This is a genomic window from Pseudomonas sp. B40(2017) (assembly GCF_002112855.1).
In the GTDB taxonomy this organism is placed as follows: domain Bacteria; phylum Pseudomonadota; class Gammaproteobacteria; order Pseudomonadales; family Pseudomonadaceae; genus Aquipseudomonas; species Aquipseudomonas pharyngis.
Window position 1 is genome coordinate 606,793 of sequence record NZ_NEIT01000006.1, and the last position, 14,013, is coordinate 620,805.

At 63.4% G+C, this 14,013-nt stretch carries 12 protein-coding genes; 8 read left to right on the forward strand and 4 right to left on the reverse strand.

What is annotated here, in order from left to right; translation table 11 throughout:
* Positions 1-7: 7 nt before the first annotated feature.
* The 7 genes from CAF76_RS19790 to CAF76_RS19820 are packed head-to-tail and all read left to right on the forward strand — an operon-like array spanning position 8 to position 6,509.
* The gene (locus CAF76_RS19790; protein WP_085648131.1) at positions 8-1,231 is read left to right on the forward strand and encodes a type II and III secretion system protein family protein; all 1,224 of its coding nucleotides are present in this window, start codon (positions 8-10) and stop codon (positions 1,229-1,231) included.
* Positions 1,228-2,418, forward strand: coding sequence for a pilus assembly protein (locus CAF76_RS19795; protein WP_085648132.1), 1,191 nt, complete (start codon positions 1,228-1,230; stop codon positions 2,416-2,418). The genes CAF76_RS19790 and CAF76_RS19795 overlap by 4 nt, the downstream gene beginning before the upstream one ends.
* Positions 2,415-3,683 (forward strand): CpaF family protein, encoded by a 1,269-nt coding sequence (locus CAF76_RS19800; protein ID WP_085648133.1) that lies wholly within the window; start codon positions 2,415-2,417, stop codon positions 3,681-3,683. The genes CAF76_RS19795 and CAF76_RS19800 overlap by 4 nt, the downstream gene beginning before the upstream one ends.
* An 18-nt stretch (positions 3,684-3,701) precedes the next feature.
* On the forward strand, positions 3,702-4,586 hold the full coding sequence (locus tag CAF76_RS19805; RefSeq protein WP_085648134.1) for a type II secretion system F family protein: 885 nt from the start codon (positions 3,702-3,704) through the stop codon (positions 4,584-4,586).
* Position 4,587: 1 nt separating this feature from the next.
* Positions 4,588-5,472 (forward strand): type II secretion system F family protein, encoded by an 885-nt coding sequence (locus CAF76_RS19810; RefSeq protein ID WP_039772493.1) that lies wholly within the window; start codon positions 4,588-4,590, stop codon positions 5,470-5,472.
* A 28-nt stretch (positions 5,473-5,500) separates the two neighbouring features.
* A complete protein-coding gene (locus CAF76_RS19815; protein WP_085648135.1) occupies positions 5,501-6,220 on the forward strand; it encodes a tetratricopeptide repeat protein in 720 nt (239 codons plus the stop codon).
* Positions 6,221-6,236: 16 nt separating this feature from the next.
* Entirely contained in the window at positions 6,237-6,509 is a 273-nt protein-coding gene (locus tag CAF76_RS19820; RefSeq protein WP_039772498.1) for a DUF3613 domain-containing protein, read from the forward strand.
* A 37-nt stretch (positions 6,510-6,546) separates the two neighbouring features.
* On the opposite strand, the gene CAF76_RS19825 is transcribed toward CAF76_RS19820, so the two are convergent.
* The 4 genes from CAF76_RS19825 to CAF76_RS19840 all read right to left on the reverse strand — a co-directional run bounded on the left by CAF76_RS19825 (position 6,547) and on the right by CAF76_RS19840 (position 12,403).
* Entirely contained in the window at positions 6,547-8,217 is a 1,671-nt protein-coding gene (locus CAF76_RS19825) for a ShlB/FhaC/HecB family hemolysin secretion/activation protein (protein WP_085648136.1), read from the reverse strand.
* 134 nt (positions 8,218-8,351) lie between these two features.
* Positions 8,352-9,887 (reverse strand): collagen-like triple helix repeat-containing protein, encoded by a 1,536-nt coding sequence (locus CAF76_RS19830; RefSeq protein ID WP_178076186.1) that lies wholly within the window; start codon positions 9,885-9,887, stop codon positions 8,352-8,354.
* 306 nt (positions 9,888-10,193) lie between these two features.
* Entirely contained in the window at positions 10,194-11,048 is an 855-nt protein-coding gene (locus CAF76_RS19835) for a MaoC/PaaZ C-terminal domain-containing protein (RefSeq protein ID WP_085648137.1), read from the reverse strand.
* Between the two features lie 2 nt (positions 11,049-11,050).
* Positions 11,051-12,403, reverse strand: a complete 1,353-nt coding sequence (locus CAF76_RS19840) for a 3-oxoacyl-ACP reductase (RefSeq protein WP_085648138.1) — start codon at positions 12,401-12,403, stop codon at positions 11,051-11,053.
* Between the two features lie 177 nt (positions 12,404-12,580).
* Between CAF76_RS19840 and CAF76_RS19845 the strand changes: the two genes are divergently transcribed.
* On the forward strand, positions 12,581-13,858 hold the full coding sequence (locus tag CAF76_RS19845; protein WP_085648139.1) for an acetyl-CoA C-acetyltransferase: 1,278 nt from the start codon (positions 12,581-12,583) through the stop codon (positions 13,856-13,858).
* Positions 13,859-14,013: the final 155 nt, after the last annotated feature.

Below are 14,013 nucleotides of genomic sequence, written 5' to 3' on the forward strand. Positions count from 1 at the left end.
CAAGTGCATGCAGAGTCGTTCCTGGCCGACCTTCAATCCCGTGCTCCGGGCCTTGCTGCTGATGGGACTGTCAATCAATGCCGCGCAGGCGGCCACCGGCAACTGCGCGGCCCTCGGGCGCTTACCGCCAGTGATCGAAATCAACGAAGGCTGGCAGCAGGACATGCAATCACCGGTGGCGATCACGCGCCTGGCCATCGGCGATCCGAAAATCGCCGACGTGCATGCCAATGGCAATTCGTCGTTCCTGCTTACCGCCGTGGCGCCGGGCGCTACCAGTCTGATGGTCTGGACCGGCTGCTCCAGCGAGCCCCGCCAGAGCATGGTGTTCGTCAAGGGCGCCGCCACCTCGGCCCTCACCAACACCGGTGCGCTGCCGTCGGATGATGCGCTGTTGCCCTCGCAGGTGCAGACCGACATTCGCTTCGTCGAAGTCAGCCGCACCAAGCTAAAACAGGCCTCGGCTTCGCTGATCGGCACCCGCGGCAATTTCCTCTTTGGCTCACCCGGGACCTTGCCGCCCATCGACGGTGTCCCGCAACCGCGATTGCCGGTGGACAACTCGCTGTTCAACTTCTCGTGGATCGGCGGCAAGACCATGGCGATCATCAATGCTCTTGAGGGCAGCGGCTTCGCCTATACCTTGGCGCGGCCAAGCCTGGTGGCTCTCAACGGGCAGAGTGCGAGTTTCCTCGCAGGCGGGCAGATTCCGGTTCCGGTGCCCAGTTCCGGCAGCGATAACGTGTCGATCGAATACAAGGAATTCGGCATCCGCCTGACCCTGACGCCCACCATCATCAGCCACGATCGCATCGCCTTGAAAGTGGCGCCGGAAGTCAGCGAACTGGATTTCAGCAACGCGGTGAACATCGCCGGCACCACCGTGCCGGCCCTGACCATCCGCCGCACCGACACCAGCATTTCCCTCGCCGATGGTGAGAGTTTTGTCATCAGCGGTTTGATCAGTACCAGCAACAGTTCCCAGGTCGACAAGTTTCCCGGGCTGGGCGATATCCCGGTGCTCGGGGCTTTTTTCAAGAGCTCGCAGATCAAGCGCGAAGAGCGAGAGCTGCTGATGATCGTCACCCCGCACCTGGTGCGTCCGCTCTCGGCGGAGGCGCAACTGCCGTCGTTGCCGGGTGAAAAACTGCGCAACTACGACCCGAATTTCTACCGCATGTTTTTCCTGGAAAACGGTAACTTCGATAAGCGCAGCGGGTTGTCCCAATGAGCCAGAGCCTGAGTCAGACCTTCCTCGCCATCACCCGCAACAACACCGATCTGGAGTGGCTGCAAAGCGCGCTTGCGCCGTTGGGCCAGGTGGTCAGTGCCGGTGGCGGCAGCCTCGACGAATTGCTCGCGCTGGTGGACGTCACCTTCGCCAGCCTGGTGTTCGTCGGCCTCGACCGGGAACACGTGGTGGCCCAGAGCGCGCTGATCGAAGGCGCGCTGGAGGCCAAGCCGATGCTGGCGATCGTTGCCCTTGGCGACGGCATGGACAACCAGCTTGTACTCAATGCGATGCGCGCCGGGGCACGGGATTTCGTCGCCTATGGTTCGCGTTCCAGCGAAGTGGCCGGGCTGGTGCGGCGCTTGAGCAAACGCCTGCCGCCGGTGACCCACAATGCGCAACTGGGTGGCCTGACGGTGTTGTACGGCGTACAGAGCAGTTCCGACGGCGCGCTGCTGGCCAACCATATGGCACTGGTGGTGCAAAAGAGCGGGCAGCAGACGCTGCTGCTGGACCTCGGGCTGCCCCGTGGCGACAGCCTGGCGTTGCTGGGGCTGGAGAGTTCGTTTCACTTCGGCGATGCCTTGCGCCACCTGCGCAGGCTCGACGCCACGTTGATCGACAGCGCGTTCACCAGCGCCGAAGCGGGGCTGCGGATTCTGGCGTACGCCGACAATGACGAACCACTGGAAAGCACCAGCGCCGCCGAGCTGTTCATGCTGCTCAGCGCCTTGCGCCAGCACTTCCAGCACATCGTCGTGAACCTCACCGGCCAGCCTGACAGCGAAGCCCTGCGGACCTTTGTCAGCCATTGCGACAAGCTGATCTGGTACACCGACCAGAGCGTGCTCGATTGCCGGCGCAATCTGGCGGTATTCAATCTGTGGCGGGAAAAAGGCATGAAGCTCGATCACGGACGGCTGCTGGTCGACCGCTATCTGAGCAACGTTGCGCCAGATGCGGACACCCTCGGCAAGACCTTCAACCTGGAAGTGATCGCGGTACTGGCCTTGAGTCCGGAGCTGCGCATGAACGCCAAGAACCAGGGCGTCAGCCTGTTTGAACTGGCGCCCAGGGAAAAACTCACCCAGAGCCTGCGGGTACTCGGCGAACGGCTGGCCAAGCGCTCCGAAGGTCTGGCCAAACCCAGGGTCACCTGGTTCGACCGGTTGCGAGGCACCTCATGAGTCCGGAAAAACTTTTCGGTGCACCGGCGCGGTGCCAGTCGGGCAACACCGACCACGAAGGCCTGAAGCTGGTGCTGCATCGCTACATCATCGATGCCCTCGAGGAGTCCGGGAAAAACCTGCTGGAAGGCTCGCGGCAGTTGCTGGCGCAATTTGTGACCGACAAGGTCGCCGAATACATCGCCCGTCTGCACCTGGCGATTTCCCGTTACGAGATGGAGCGGCTGGGGGAAGAAATCGTCGATGAGCTGACCGGCTTCGGTCCGCTGGAAGTCTTGCTGCGCGACAGCGCCGTCACCGAAATCCTGGTCAACGGCCCGCATCGGGTGTTCGTCGAGCGTGACGGGGTACTGCATCAGAGTGACCTGCGCTTTATCGATGCGCACCACGTCGAACGGGTCATGCAGCGCATTCTCGCGCCGCTCGGTCGGCGGCTGGACGAGTCTTCGCCGATGGTCGATGCGCGCCTGCCCGACGGCAGCCGCGTCAACGCGATCATCCCGCCAATCGCCCTCGACGGCCCGTGCCTGTCGATTCGAAAATTCCGCAAGGATATGCTCAAGAGCAGCGACCTGATTGCGATGCAGACCATCGACCAGCCGATTTTCGAGTGTTTCCAGGAGGCCGTAGGCAAGCGCTGCAACATCCTGATCAGCGGCGGCACGGGCACCGGCAAGACCACGCTGCTGAACATTCTCAGCCAATTGATCAACCCCCACGAACGGCTGGTGACCATCGAAGACGTTGCCGAACTGCAACTCGGCCACCCTCACGTGGTGCGTCTGGAAACCCGCCCGCCGAATGCCGAGGGCCATGGCGAGGTCAAGGCCAGCGACCTGATTCGCAACGCTCTGCGGATGCGTCCGGACCGGATCATTCTCGGCGAGATCCGTGGCGTTGAAGTGCTCGACGTGCTGACAGCGATGAACACCGGTCACGACGGTTCGATGAGCACGGTCCACGCCAACAATGCCCAGGATGCGTTGCTGCGCCTGGAAACCCTGGTCGGCCTGACCGGCCGCACGGTGGCCGAACGCACCCTGCGGCAGATGATCTGTGCGGCGCTCGACGTGATCATTCAATTGACCCGCATGCCCGACGGCCGCCGTTGTGTCAGTGAAGTGGTGGAAGTGGTCGGCGTGCGTGAAGACGTGTACGTCACCAACACCTTGTTCCGTCTGGATCGACGCACCGGGTTCGGCTTCCTGCGCGAGGCGGTCAATCCGGCCGGCGACAAGTTGCGGCGCGAGTCGAGTCTGGGCTGAACGCATGGAGCCTTCGTCATGATTGGACCGGTGATCCTGATTGTCCTTTGCCTGTTGCTGCTGGGGTTGTCGATTCGCCTGTTCCTGCAGGGCGTGCGCAAGACTGCCAACGAACGGGTGCTCTCTCGCCTCGCCGCCGGACAACCGCAAGCAGTCGCAGAAAAATCCTCGTGGTCCGGTCTGGAGCGGATGTTCCTGCGGGCAGGCCTTGGCCGGCCGAGCGAGCGATTCGGGCTTTGGCTGTCGTTGTGGGTCGTGGGCATGATGCTGGGTTATCTGCTGGCCGACTGGATTGGCCTGTTGCTGCTGATACTGGCGCCGCCGCTGATTTTGCGGCTGTACATCGCGTGGCGGTATCGGCGCCGGCTCAATCGGATGATCGAACAGTTACCGCAGTTGCTCGACCACACCGTGCGCAGCCTCAAGTCTGGCCGGACGCTGAGCGACGCGGTGATGGGTGGCATCGAAACCAGTGAGGACCCGTTGAAAGCCGCGATGGGCCGGGTGCAGCGCAACGTGCAGCTGGGGGTGAATCTGCCGGACGCGGTCAGCGATTTCGCCGAGCTCTACGAGCAGGACGAACTGCGCATGTTCGCCCTGGGCCTGAAGGTCAACCATCGCTACGGCGGCAACGCCAGCGAGTTGCTGGAGAACCTGATCAAACTGATTCGCGAACGTGACCAGGGTGCCCGGCAACTGCGTGCGCTGACCGGCGAAACGCGGATGACCGCGTGGGTACTCGGATCGCTGCCGGTGATCCTGGTCAGTTACTTCATGCTGACCAATCCCGGCTACATGCTCGGCATGTGGAACGATTCCGGCGGTCGGACCATGCTGATTGTCGCGGTGGTGTTGCAGGTCTCCGGTTGCCTGGCGCTGTGGCGCATGTTGAGGAGTGTCTGACATGCTGATGCTGGCCAGTCTCATGCTGTTGCTCGGGGCGCTGTTGCTGGTCGGCAATCACCTGCTGACCGAGCGGCGTCGGGTGCGTCAGGTCAACCAGCGTCTGCAGGGGCATCTGGTGCGCGAGAACCGTTTCGGCAACTGGCTGCGGGCACTGGGCAGCAGTCGCTTCGGTCAGCGCTCGGTGAGCATCGACAGTGAAACCCAGACCCTGCTCAGCCGGCTCGGTTGGCGCCGGGCCAGCGAGCGCTCGCTGTTTGCCGCCTGCCAGATCGGCACGCCGCTGCTGACGCTGGGGCTGGGCGTGTTTCTGAAAGAGGTGTTTTTCCCCCTCGCACCCAACGGCTGGCTGGTGCCGATGATCGCCACCGGCGTCGGCTATCTGCTGCCCAAACGCCTGCTGGCGTATGCCGCTGCCCGTCGGCAGAAAATCATTGCGGTGGAAGTGTCGACGTTTATTCCCCTGCTGCGAATCCTGTTCGAGTCCGGCATGGCCGTCGAGCAGGCCCTGCGTGTACTCAGCAGCGAGGGGCAAAAACTGCTGCCGGAACTGACCGGCGAACTGCGTCTGATCCTGGCCCGTGTCGACTCGGGCCTGGAACTCGGACAAGAGTTGAACAAGGCGGCCGCGATGCTGGCGGTGGATGAGTTCACCGACACCTGCGTGATCCTGCAACAACTGATTCAACAGGGCGGCGGAGCGATGAAATCGTTGCTGACGCTCAAGCAACTGCTGGATGACCGACGCCTGACACGCTTGCAGGAGTACATCTCGAAGATGTCGGCAAAGATGTCGGTGGTCATGATGCTGCTGCTTTTTCCGGCCTTGCTGATCGTTTTGGCGGGCCCCGGTTTTACCGCAATCACCCGGGCGTTTGCGTCCTGACAATGACAATGGCGATGGAGAGCGATTGATGAAAACACTGATGGTCATGGCTAGCCTGTTGCTGCTCGGCGGTTGCGCAACCGACGGTCAGGCACCGTGGACGACGATGCTGGCGCCGGCCAGCTGCAGCAAGTTGAGCTCCGAACAGGAGCTGTCGCTGAACCTCGCCGATGATCTGGTCAACGACGGCAAGCTGCACGCCAGCCTGGCCAATCTGCAGGGGCTGCCCGACAACCTCGTCGAGGTGCGGCTGCGCAAGGCCAAGGTCTATCGCCTGCTGGGTCGCAGTGAAGCGGAGCCGTTGTATCGCAGTCTGCTGGGCACATGCCTGAACGCCGACGCCGAACATGGCCTTGGCCAGTTGTACGCCGCCCGTGGTGACAACGGCCAGGCGCAGGCCCACCTGCAACGGGCGGCGCGTCTGGCGCCGACCAATGAAAACATCCGCAATGATCTGGGCGTGGTGTACCTCAATCAGCTGCGGCTCGAGGACGCTCGTTTCGAGTTCCTGACCGCCATCGAGCTGAAGCAGAACAATCAGTTGGCGACGCTGAATCTGGTGACCCTGCTGCTCTACCAGAACAACTGGCAGCAAGCCGCCGAAGTGGTCAGCCGCGCGCACCTGACCCCGGAGCAGTTCAGCGATGCCCAGGCGCGTGCGGAGAAACTCAAGTCGCCGGTCAGAGCCAGACCCGTCGCTGGCAATCAGGTCGCGGTGGCGATTGATGCGCAACCGGCGATCAAGTGAGCCTCAAGGAGATGCCATGAACACGTTCAAGACCCTGTGTTGCCTGAGCCTGTTGAGTCTGCCGCTCGGCGCGCTGGCCATCGACGCCGGCCCGGCCTCGGCCCAGCAGCAGGAAACCGAAGGCTGGCTGTTGCTGCAAAGCCGCAACAAGGCCGCGTCCCCCGATCCGCAGGCGGCCACGGCCACCGAGCGTGAGCTGGCGATGCAGCGCTGGTTGAAGAAGTACAAATATGAAATCCCCGATTTCTACGACCCGGATGCCGGGGGCAAGATCGAAACGAATAACTAGCTCGTCGCAGGCAACCGGCGTTGCCTGCGACGGCGGTCTATAGCTGATAACTGAAACTGATGCTGTAACGCGGCCGGCGGTTGAACGTATCCAGCGCTTCATCCGACATCGCCTTGGCGGCTTCCAGGGCGATGTTGTAGTACTTCGCATCGCCGAATCTCAGGCCGACCGCCGCCGATGACAGGTTGTTGGCCTGTACCGGCAATTCATTGAACCAGCTGCGCGAGCGATCGAGCACGAAGTACGGTTGCAGGATGCGCACCCAATTGCCGTCGCGGTTGAAGCTGTAGTTGATTTCGTAAGCCACGCCCCAGCCCTTGTCGCCGGACGCCTGATCATCGGGATAACCACGGCCGAAATTCTGCCCGCCGAACACCGCGCGCTCGCTGTCGGGCAGGGTGTCGTCGCTCCAGTACAACGCGGCTGACAGTACGCCTTGCCAGTTATCAAAGAACTTGTCGCTCTGCACCCCCGACAGACGCACCCGGAAAAAATCGAGGTCGATGGCGCTGTTGTTGGTGTGCGCGCCCAGGCTGTCGAAGCCCTGGTACACGCCGCCGCTGAGAATGCGCAGTTGCCGGGCATCGGCCTTGCGCCAGTCGCTTTCGAAGGCGAGGGCGCGTATGTCGGTGCGTTCTTCGACGCTCAGCGGGTAGCCGATCACGTTGTAGCGGGTCTTGTCGTTGACGGCGTACAGGCGCGATCCAGCGGTCAGCAGTTCATCCGAGGCGGCAATCAGCGGCAGGCTGAAGCCGAGCGAGTAACGGTCGTTTTCGCGATGCGGCTTGAGTTCCAGACCGTTGTTCAGCACTACGTTGGTGCCGGGATCGGCCCGGTAGCGTGAGGCCGACAGGCTCAGTTGCGCACCTTCGTCGTTGACGAACTGGTTGTAGTCCAGCCGGTAGTAACGCTCGTGATCATCCCCCGGTGGAAACAGGCCGCTGAGGCTCAGTTGTTCGCCCATCGAGGTTTGTGAATTGCTGCTGATACCGAGCAGGGCCTGAGTGCCGTTGCGGTTGTCTTCGGTGGTGCTCAGGGTGCTGGTGAACGGTTTGCGGCTGGCCTGGGCCACCAGCGTGGTTGCACCTTCGGTGGTGCCGGGTGGCGGCACCTGGGCCTGGATCGTCACGCCGGGAATGCGGGTCATCAGTGTGGTGTAGCGCTCGAACGTCTTGCGTGTGAGAGGGCGCTCAGCCTGAAGCTTGGCCGCCAGTCGTTCGAGCAGGGCTTTGACCCGCCCGACGTCGCCCGCGATCTGCACGTCGCGCACGTAGCCTTCCACCAGCACGACGCGCGCCACGCCGTCGTCGAAGTTCTGTTGTGGCAGGAAGGCGTAGGACAGCAGATAACCGTCCTGCTGGTAGCGACGGGTGATGTTGCGGGTGGCTTCGATCAGGTCGGCAAGGCTGCTCTCGCGACCGATCAGGGGCTTGTAGATTTCTGCCAGTTCGTTCAACGGGTAGAGCGTGCCGCCTTCGATCTGCACGGTCCTGAGGTTGATCTTCGTGCCCATCAACAACGGCTGCGCGGCGGTGGCGCCGGGCTCCGGCACTTGCAGCGGCGCGGCGTTCGGCCGGTAGGCGTCGGCGGGCAGGTTCGGCACCGGCAGGTTGCGGATGGTTTCGTTGCTGTTAAGAAAGCTGGGCAGAGTGTCGGCGAGGGTTGTGCAACTGAGACTGAGAAACAGCAGGGATGCCATAACGCGCATAGGACACTCCATGTTCAAACCCCAGCACCGGGCGGGTTTTCTCCTAAGAAAAAAGCGGAAGACTCGTGGGAATCTTCCGCCCTCAACCAAGCGTAGGCGCTGTAGGTTCGGCCGTCGAATCGGCCAGGTGCAATTCAGCGTTTGTTGCCGCCCAGGGCGCCGGTAAGACCGCCGAGGGCGCCACCCAGTCCGCCGCCAGTCCCGGTGGCGGTGCCACCGTTGACCAGTCCGCCGACCGCAGTGACCGTATTGCCCACCGTGGTGACGGTGTTGCCGACCGCCGTCACTACAGGGTTGCTGTTGGTGCTGGCAATCGTGTTGCCGAGATTGCCGACGGCACCGCCGACCTGACCGGTGAGACCGGCGACCGGAGTGCCGAGCCCGGTGGCGGCGCCGACGTTCTGGGTCAGGCTGGTGACCGCCGTGGTGACTGGCGCAAGTCCGGCACCCACGTTGTTGCCCAGGGTTGCCAGGGGAGTGGTCGGGCTGGTGATCGGCGAGCCCGAACCGCCGAGCACGGTGTTGAGCGAGGCCACGGTGTTACCGGCCGCCGCCAGCACGCCCCCGGGTGCGGCGAGAGTGCCATTGCCGCTGCTCAAGCCGGCGCCGACGTTGACCACGGCGCCGCCGACGGTTTGCAGCAAGCCATTGCTGCCCAGACCGCCACCGACGCCTGTTCCCGAACCGGTGCCGTTGTCCACCAGCCCACCGGCCTTGCCGACGGCAGTGCCGACATTGCTCAGGGCGCCGCCGACGGTGTTGGTCAGAGCGTTGCCGTTGCCGGCGACAGTGACCTTGTCACCCACGCCGTCCACCGTGCTGCCGACCTTCTGGACCAAACCGTTCAACGGCGCGCCCAGTCCTGTAGCCGTACCGAGTTTGTCCGTGGTGCTTTCGACCATGGCAATCACCGGCACCAGTTTGCTGCCGACTTCTTTGGTCACCGAGCCGAGCGGGCCGGTGGTGGTGGCGGTGCTGAGGGTGTCGCCGAGCATGGTGACCTTTTCGCCGACTCCGTTGAGCACTGGGGCGACCTTGGTCACCACACCGCCAACCACAGGAACGCTGCCCGTGGCAGTCGCCAGTTTGCCGCTCAGGTCGGACACGCCGTTGCCCACATCCTGCACCACGCCGCCGACCGCCGAAGCGGTGACGCCCAGACCATTGTCGGTGGTCGCCAGTTTGCCGATGCCGTTGGCTACGCCGTCACCCAGCGTGGTCACAACGTTGCCGGCGGTTTTGGCGGCGCTTTGCACCACGCCGCCGACTACCGGCACGCCACTGAGAGAGTCGCCGATCTGGCCGACGCCATCGCCGACGCCGCTGACGGTATTGCCGACGTCCTGCACCAGGGTGGTCGTCACCAGCGAAGGGGTCGTGGGATTGGTCGGGTTCGTCGGGTCCGTCGGATTGGTGGGATTGGTCGGATCCGTTGTCCCTCCCGTTCCGCCAGTGCCACCGGTACCGCCAGTGCCCGCGGTGTCTCCGGTTCCACCCGTGCCACCGGTGCCGCCAGTACCCGCAGTCGAGCTGTCGGGGGAAGAACTGCCGGAACTGCTGTGATGACCGCCGCCGCCACTGCTGCAACCGGCCAGACCGAGGGAGAGAATGAGGGCCAGTGCCGTTGCCGATTTGCACCATGCCGCCTGAGCTTTCATCTGAGTTTTCATGAGCGTTATTCCTTGCACCTGTCACAACGTTTGTTGTTTTCGATGGCCCGCCGATTCTGTTGCCGGCAGTGCCTTCGTCCGTTGTGCTCATATCAATCGCAAGGCCGGATCCACGCCATTCTCAAGTTGGTATTAACGCCTTTATGCAGGGGGATGCGAGTGCCGCCTAACGACTAATACCGAGGATATAGGCGCGCAAAAAAAAGCCTTGAAAATCAAGGCTGGGTTTCGGCGAGGGAGGTTTGTGCGGCGCGGGAAAACTTAAGTGATATATACACAATTGAGCAGGTTTTCCCGGCCTCGATGTCAGGCTACCGGCTGCCAGTTGCCCACCATGTGCTCCAGATCACCGGCGCCGATCAGGCGCAACTCACCGCTGGAACCGGCAGCGCTGGCGAACAGGCTCACCTCGCTCGGCAGGCGCACCGGTTTGCGAAAATGCACGGTGACCTCAAGGTTGGCCTTGGGCAGATGATCTGCCAGCGCCGCCAGCGTGCGGGCCTTGTTCCACAACCCGTGGGCGATGGCCGTGGGGAAACCGAACAGCTTGGCACTGGCGGCGCTCAGGTGGATCGGGTTGTAGTCGCCGGAGACTTTCGCGTACTGCCGGCCGATGTCCGCCGGCGCCTTCCATTGCGCCACTTGCATCAGCGGCAGCGCCGGCTCCCAGGCCTGTTCGACCGGTTCGCCTTCAAGCTTCACGCCGCGACAGAGCATTTGGCTTTCGGCTTCCCACAACGGGCCGAGTTGATCGTCGAGGGTGGTCAGCAGATCGAAGGTCGCGCCTTTGGGATGGGGTTGCAGGTTATGCACCCGGACACTGACTTGCGCACGACTGATCCCGCCCATCGGCCGCAACACGCGGATGCGATTGCTCAGATGAATCAGCCCCAGCAGCGGGAACGGAAAGTCTTTGGCCGTCAGCAATTGCATCTGCAGGGCGAACGCCAGGTTATGCGGATAGGTCGGCGGCAGCAGACCGTCATCGGTGAAACCGCAGACCTTGCGATAGGCCGCCAGACGTTTGCCATCGACCTCGACGGCGCAACGCAAGCCGCTGGCGGGCAGGGTGGTGCCGGTGATTTTGCGTCGGGTCGCCGCCCGGGCATACAGCCCCGGCAGGCTCGGCTCGTAGTGCAGCGTTTGCCATTCGATGCTCATGCTCAGGCCCCCAGAACGCTTTGGCCGCACACCCGCAGCGCTTGTCCGGTGAACGCGCCGGTGCCCGGTTGTGCCAGCCAGGCCACGGCTTCGGCGACGTCTTGCGGCAGGCCGCCCTGGCCCAGCGAACTCATGCGCCGCCCGGCCTCGCGCAGGCCGAACGGGATGTGCGCAGTCATCTGGGTCTCGATGAATCCCGGCGCCACGGCATTGATGCTGATACCGCGTTCCAGCAGGGTCGGCGCCCAGGCCTGGGCCAGTCCGATCAGCCCGGCCTTGCTTGCCGCGTAGTTGGTCTGCCCGCGATTGCCGGCGATGCCGCTGATCGAGGCCAGCAGAATCACCCGGGCGTTATCGCGCAGAGTGCCGCTGTCGAGCAGGGCCTTGGTCAGCACTTGCGGTGCGTTGAGGTTGACCGCCAACACCGCGTCCCAGAATTCCGGGGTCATGTTGGCCAAGGTCTTGTCGCGGGTAATGCCGGCGTTGTGCACCAGAATATCGAGGCCGTCTGGCAGCTGTTCGATCAGTTGCGTAGCGGCGTCTTCGGCGCAGATGTCGAGGGTGATGGCGCGCCCGCCGAGGCGCGCGGCGAGGGCTTCCAGATCGGTTTTCGCGGGCGGCACGTCGAGCAGGATCACCTCGGCGCCGTCACGGGCCAAAGTTTCGGCGATGGAGGCGCCGATGCCGCGCGCCGCACCGGTGACCAGTGCTTTGCGTCCGGCCAACGGGCGCGTCCAGTCGGTGACCTGGGTGGCGCAGGCTGTCAGCCGGATCACCTGCCCGGAGACGAATGCACTTTTCGGCGAAAGGAAAAACCGCAGCGGCCCTTCGAGCTGATTCTCGGCACCTTCGCCGACGTAGATCAGTTGCAGCGTGCCGCCGCTGCGCAGTTCCTTGGCCAGCGAGCGAGAGAAACCTTCAAGCGCCCGTTGTGCGCTGGCGGCAAACGGTTCACGCAGGGTTTCCGGGGCGCGGCCGAGGATTACCAGGTGCGCGCTGCTGTCGAGGTTCTTCATCAACGGCTGGAAGAACTCGCGCAGTTGCTTGAGCTGGTCGGTGTGCTGCAAATCGCTGGCGTCGAACACCACGGCCTTGAGTTTCGGGCCATGGCCGGGAATCCATTGGGTGGCGCTCGCCGGCTGGTCGCCGTAGCGATAAATGGCATCGGTCAACCGGTTGGCAAAGGCGCTGACCTGCTCGGCCAGCGGACCACCGCCGATCAGCAGCGCACCGTCCACTGGCCGCAGGCGCCCGGCCTGCCAGCGTTCCAGCCGCACCGGCGACGGCAGGCCCAGGGCCCCGACCAGACGGTGGCCGATGGGCGAGTTGGCGAAGTCGATATAGCGGTCAGACATGGAACGCTCTCCAGAAGATGGGGTTCAAAGTGTGGACTGCGAAGCGCAATCAATCGTTCGATCCACGCAATAAGGCCTACGCTAGAACAGCAGAGTAGTTTGCCCTCGGCGCTTTTGTGGCCCGACCGGGTTTTCAGCGCTCGATTTTCAGACCGGATATTTCACAAGGAGCATTTCATGAGTCAGCTGCGCCGCGTCGCGATCATTGGTGGCAACCGCATTCCGTTCGCCCGTTCCAACGGGCCCTACGCCACCGCCAGCAATCAGGTGATGCTCACCGCTGCCCTCGAAGGCCTGATCGAACGCTACAACCTGCACGGCCAACGCATCGGGGAAGTGGTCGCAGGGGCGGTGCTGAAATTGTCACGGGATATGAACCTGACCCGCGAATGCGTGCTCGGCTCGCGGCTGTCGCCGGCCACCCCGGCCTATGACATCCAGCAGGCCTGCGGCACCGGCCTGGAAGCGGCGCTGCTGGTGGCGAACAAGATCGCCCTCGGCCAGATCGATTGCGGTATTGCCGGCGGTGTCGACACCACGTCGGACGCGCCGATCAGCGTCAGCGAAGGCCTGCGCAAGATCCTCCTGCAAGCCAACCGCGCCAAGTCCACCGGCGACAAGCTCAAGACCTTTCTGCAATTGCGCCCGAAACACCTGATCCCCGACTTCCCGCGCAACGGCGAACCGCGCACCGGCCTGTCGATGGGCGAGCACTGCGAGCTGATGGCGCAGACCTGGAACATCCCCCGCGAGGAACAGGATCAACTGGCCTTCGAAAGTCACCACAAACTCGCGGCGTCCTACAGCGAAGGCTGGCACAACGACCTGATGACCCCATTCCTCGGCCTGACCCGCGACAACAACCTGCGCCCGGACCTGACCCTGGAAAAACTCGCGACCCTGAAACCGGCCTTCGAGAAAAGCGCCAAAGGCACGCTGACTGCCGGCAACTCGACGCCGCTGACCGATGGCGCGTCGGTGGTGTTGCTGGGCAGCGAAGAGTGGGCGAGGGAACGTGGTCTGCCGATCCTTGCGTACCTGCGGGACGGCGAAGCGGCGGCGGTGGATTTCGTCAACGGTGCCGAAGGGCTGCTGATGGCACCGGTCTATGCAGTGCCGCGCTTGCTGGCGCGCAATGGTTTGACCTTGCAGGACTTCGACTACTACGAAATTCACGAGGCCTTCGCCGCGCAAGTGTTGTGCACGTTGAAGGCCTGGGAGGATCCGGACTACTGCAAGACCCGGCTCGGGCTGGACGCGCCGCTGGGCTCGATTGATCGCAGCCGCTTGAACGTCAAGGGCAGCTCGCTGGCGGCGGGGCATCCGTTTGCCGCGACGGGCGGGAGGATTGTGGCGAACCTGGCGAAGTTGCTGGATGCGGCGGGGCAGGGGCGGGGGTTGATTTCGATTTGTGCGGCGGGGGGGCAGGGTGTGACGGCGATCATCGAGCGCTAGAAGAGCAAAAGCTTGCCCTCACCCTAACCCTCCCGAAACGTCGGACCGCCCGGAGGGAGAGGGGACTGACCGAGGTGTCTGGCGTTATACATCGACCTGAAAGATCGGTGTCGATTATGGATTCAACAACGTTCTTTCATGTCGGCGGATTTCTA

What these genes read in the sequence shown, in the direction of transcription:
- CAF76_RS19815 (WP_085648135.1), top strand. Translation starts at nt 5,501, where the DNA reads ATGAAAACACTGATGGTCATGGCTAGCCTGTTGCTGCTCGGCGGTTGC.
- CAF76_RS19825 (WP_085648136.1), bottom strand. Translation starts at nt 8,217, where the DNA reads ATGCGCGTTATGGCATCCCTGCTGTTTCTCAGTCTCAGTTGCACAACC.
- CAF76_RS19840 (WP_085648138.1), bottom strand. Translation starts at nt 12,403, where the DNA reads ATGTCTGACCGCTATATCGACTTCGCCAACTCGCCCATCGGCCACCGT.
- CAF76_RS19795 (WP_085648132.1), top strand. Translation starts at nt 1,228, where the DNA reads ATGAGCCAGAGCCTGAGTCAGACCTTCCTCGCCATCACCCGCAACAAC.
- CAF76_RS19845 (WP_085648139.1), top strand. Translation starts at nt 12,581, where the DNA reads ATGAGTCAGCTGCGCCGCGTCGCGATCATTGGTGGCAACCGCATTCCG.
- CAF76_RS19820 (WP_039772498.1), top strand. Translation starts at nt 6,237, where the DNA reads ATGAACACGTTCAAGACCCTGTGTTGCCTGAGCCTGTTGAGTCTGCCG.
- CAF76_RS19835 (WP_085648137.1), bottom strand. Translation starts at nt 11,048, where the DNA reads ATGAGCATCGAATGGCAAACGCTGCACTACGAGCCGAGCCTGCCGGGG.
- CAF76_RS19800 (WP_085648133.1), top strand. Translation starts at nt 2,415, where the DNA reads ATGAGTCCGGAAAAACTTTTCGGTGCACCGGCGCGGTGCCAGTCGGGC.
- CAF76_RS19790 (WP_085648131.1), top strand. Translation starts at nt 8, where the DNA reads ATGCAGAGTCGTTCCTGGCCGACCTTCAATCCCGTGCTCCGGGCCTTG.
- CAF76_RS19805 (WP_085648134.1), top strand. Translation starts at nt 3,702, where the DNA reads ATGATTGGACCGGTGATCCTGATTGTCCTTTGCCTGTTGCTGCTGGGG.
- CAF76_RS19810 (WP_039772493.1), top strand. Translation starts at nt 4,588, where the DNA reads ATGCTGATGCTGGCCAGTCTCATGCTGTTGCTCGGGGCGCTGTTGCTG.
- CAF76_RS19830 (WP_178076186.1), bottom strand. Translation starts at nt 9,887, where the DNA reads ATGAAAACTCAGATGAAAGCTCAGGCGGCATGGTGCAAATCGGCAACG.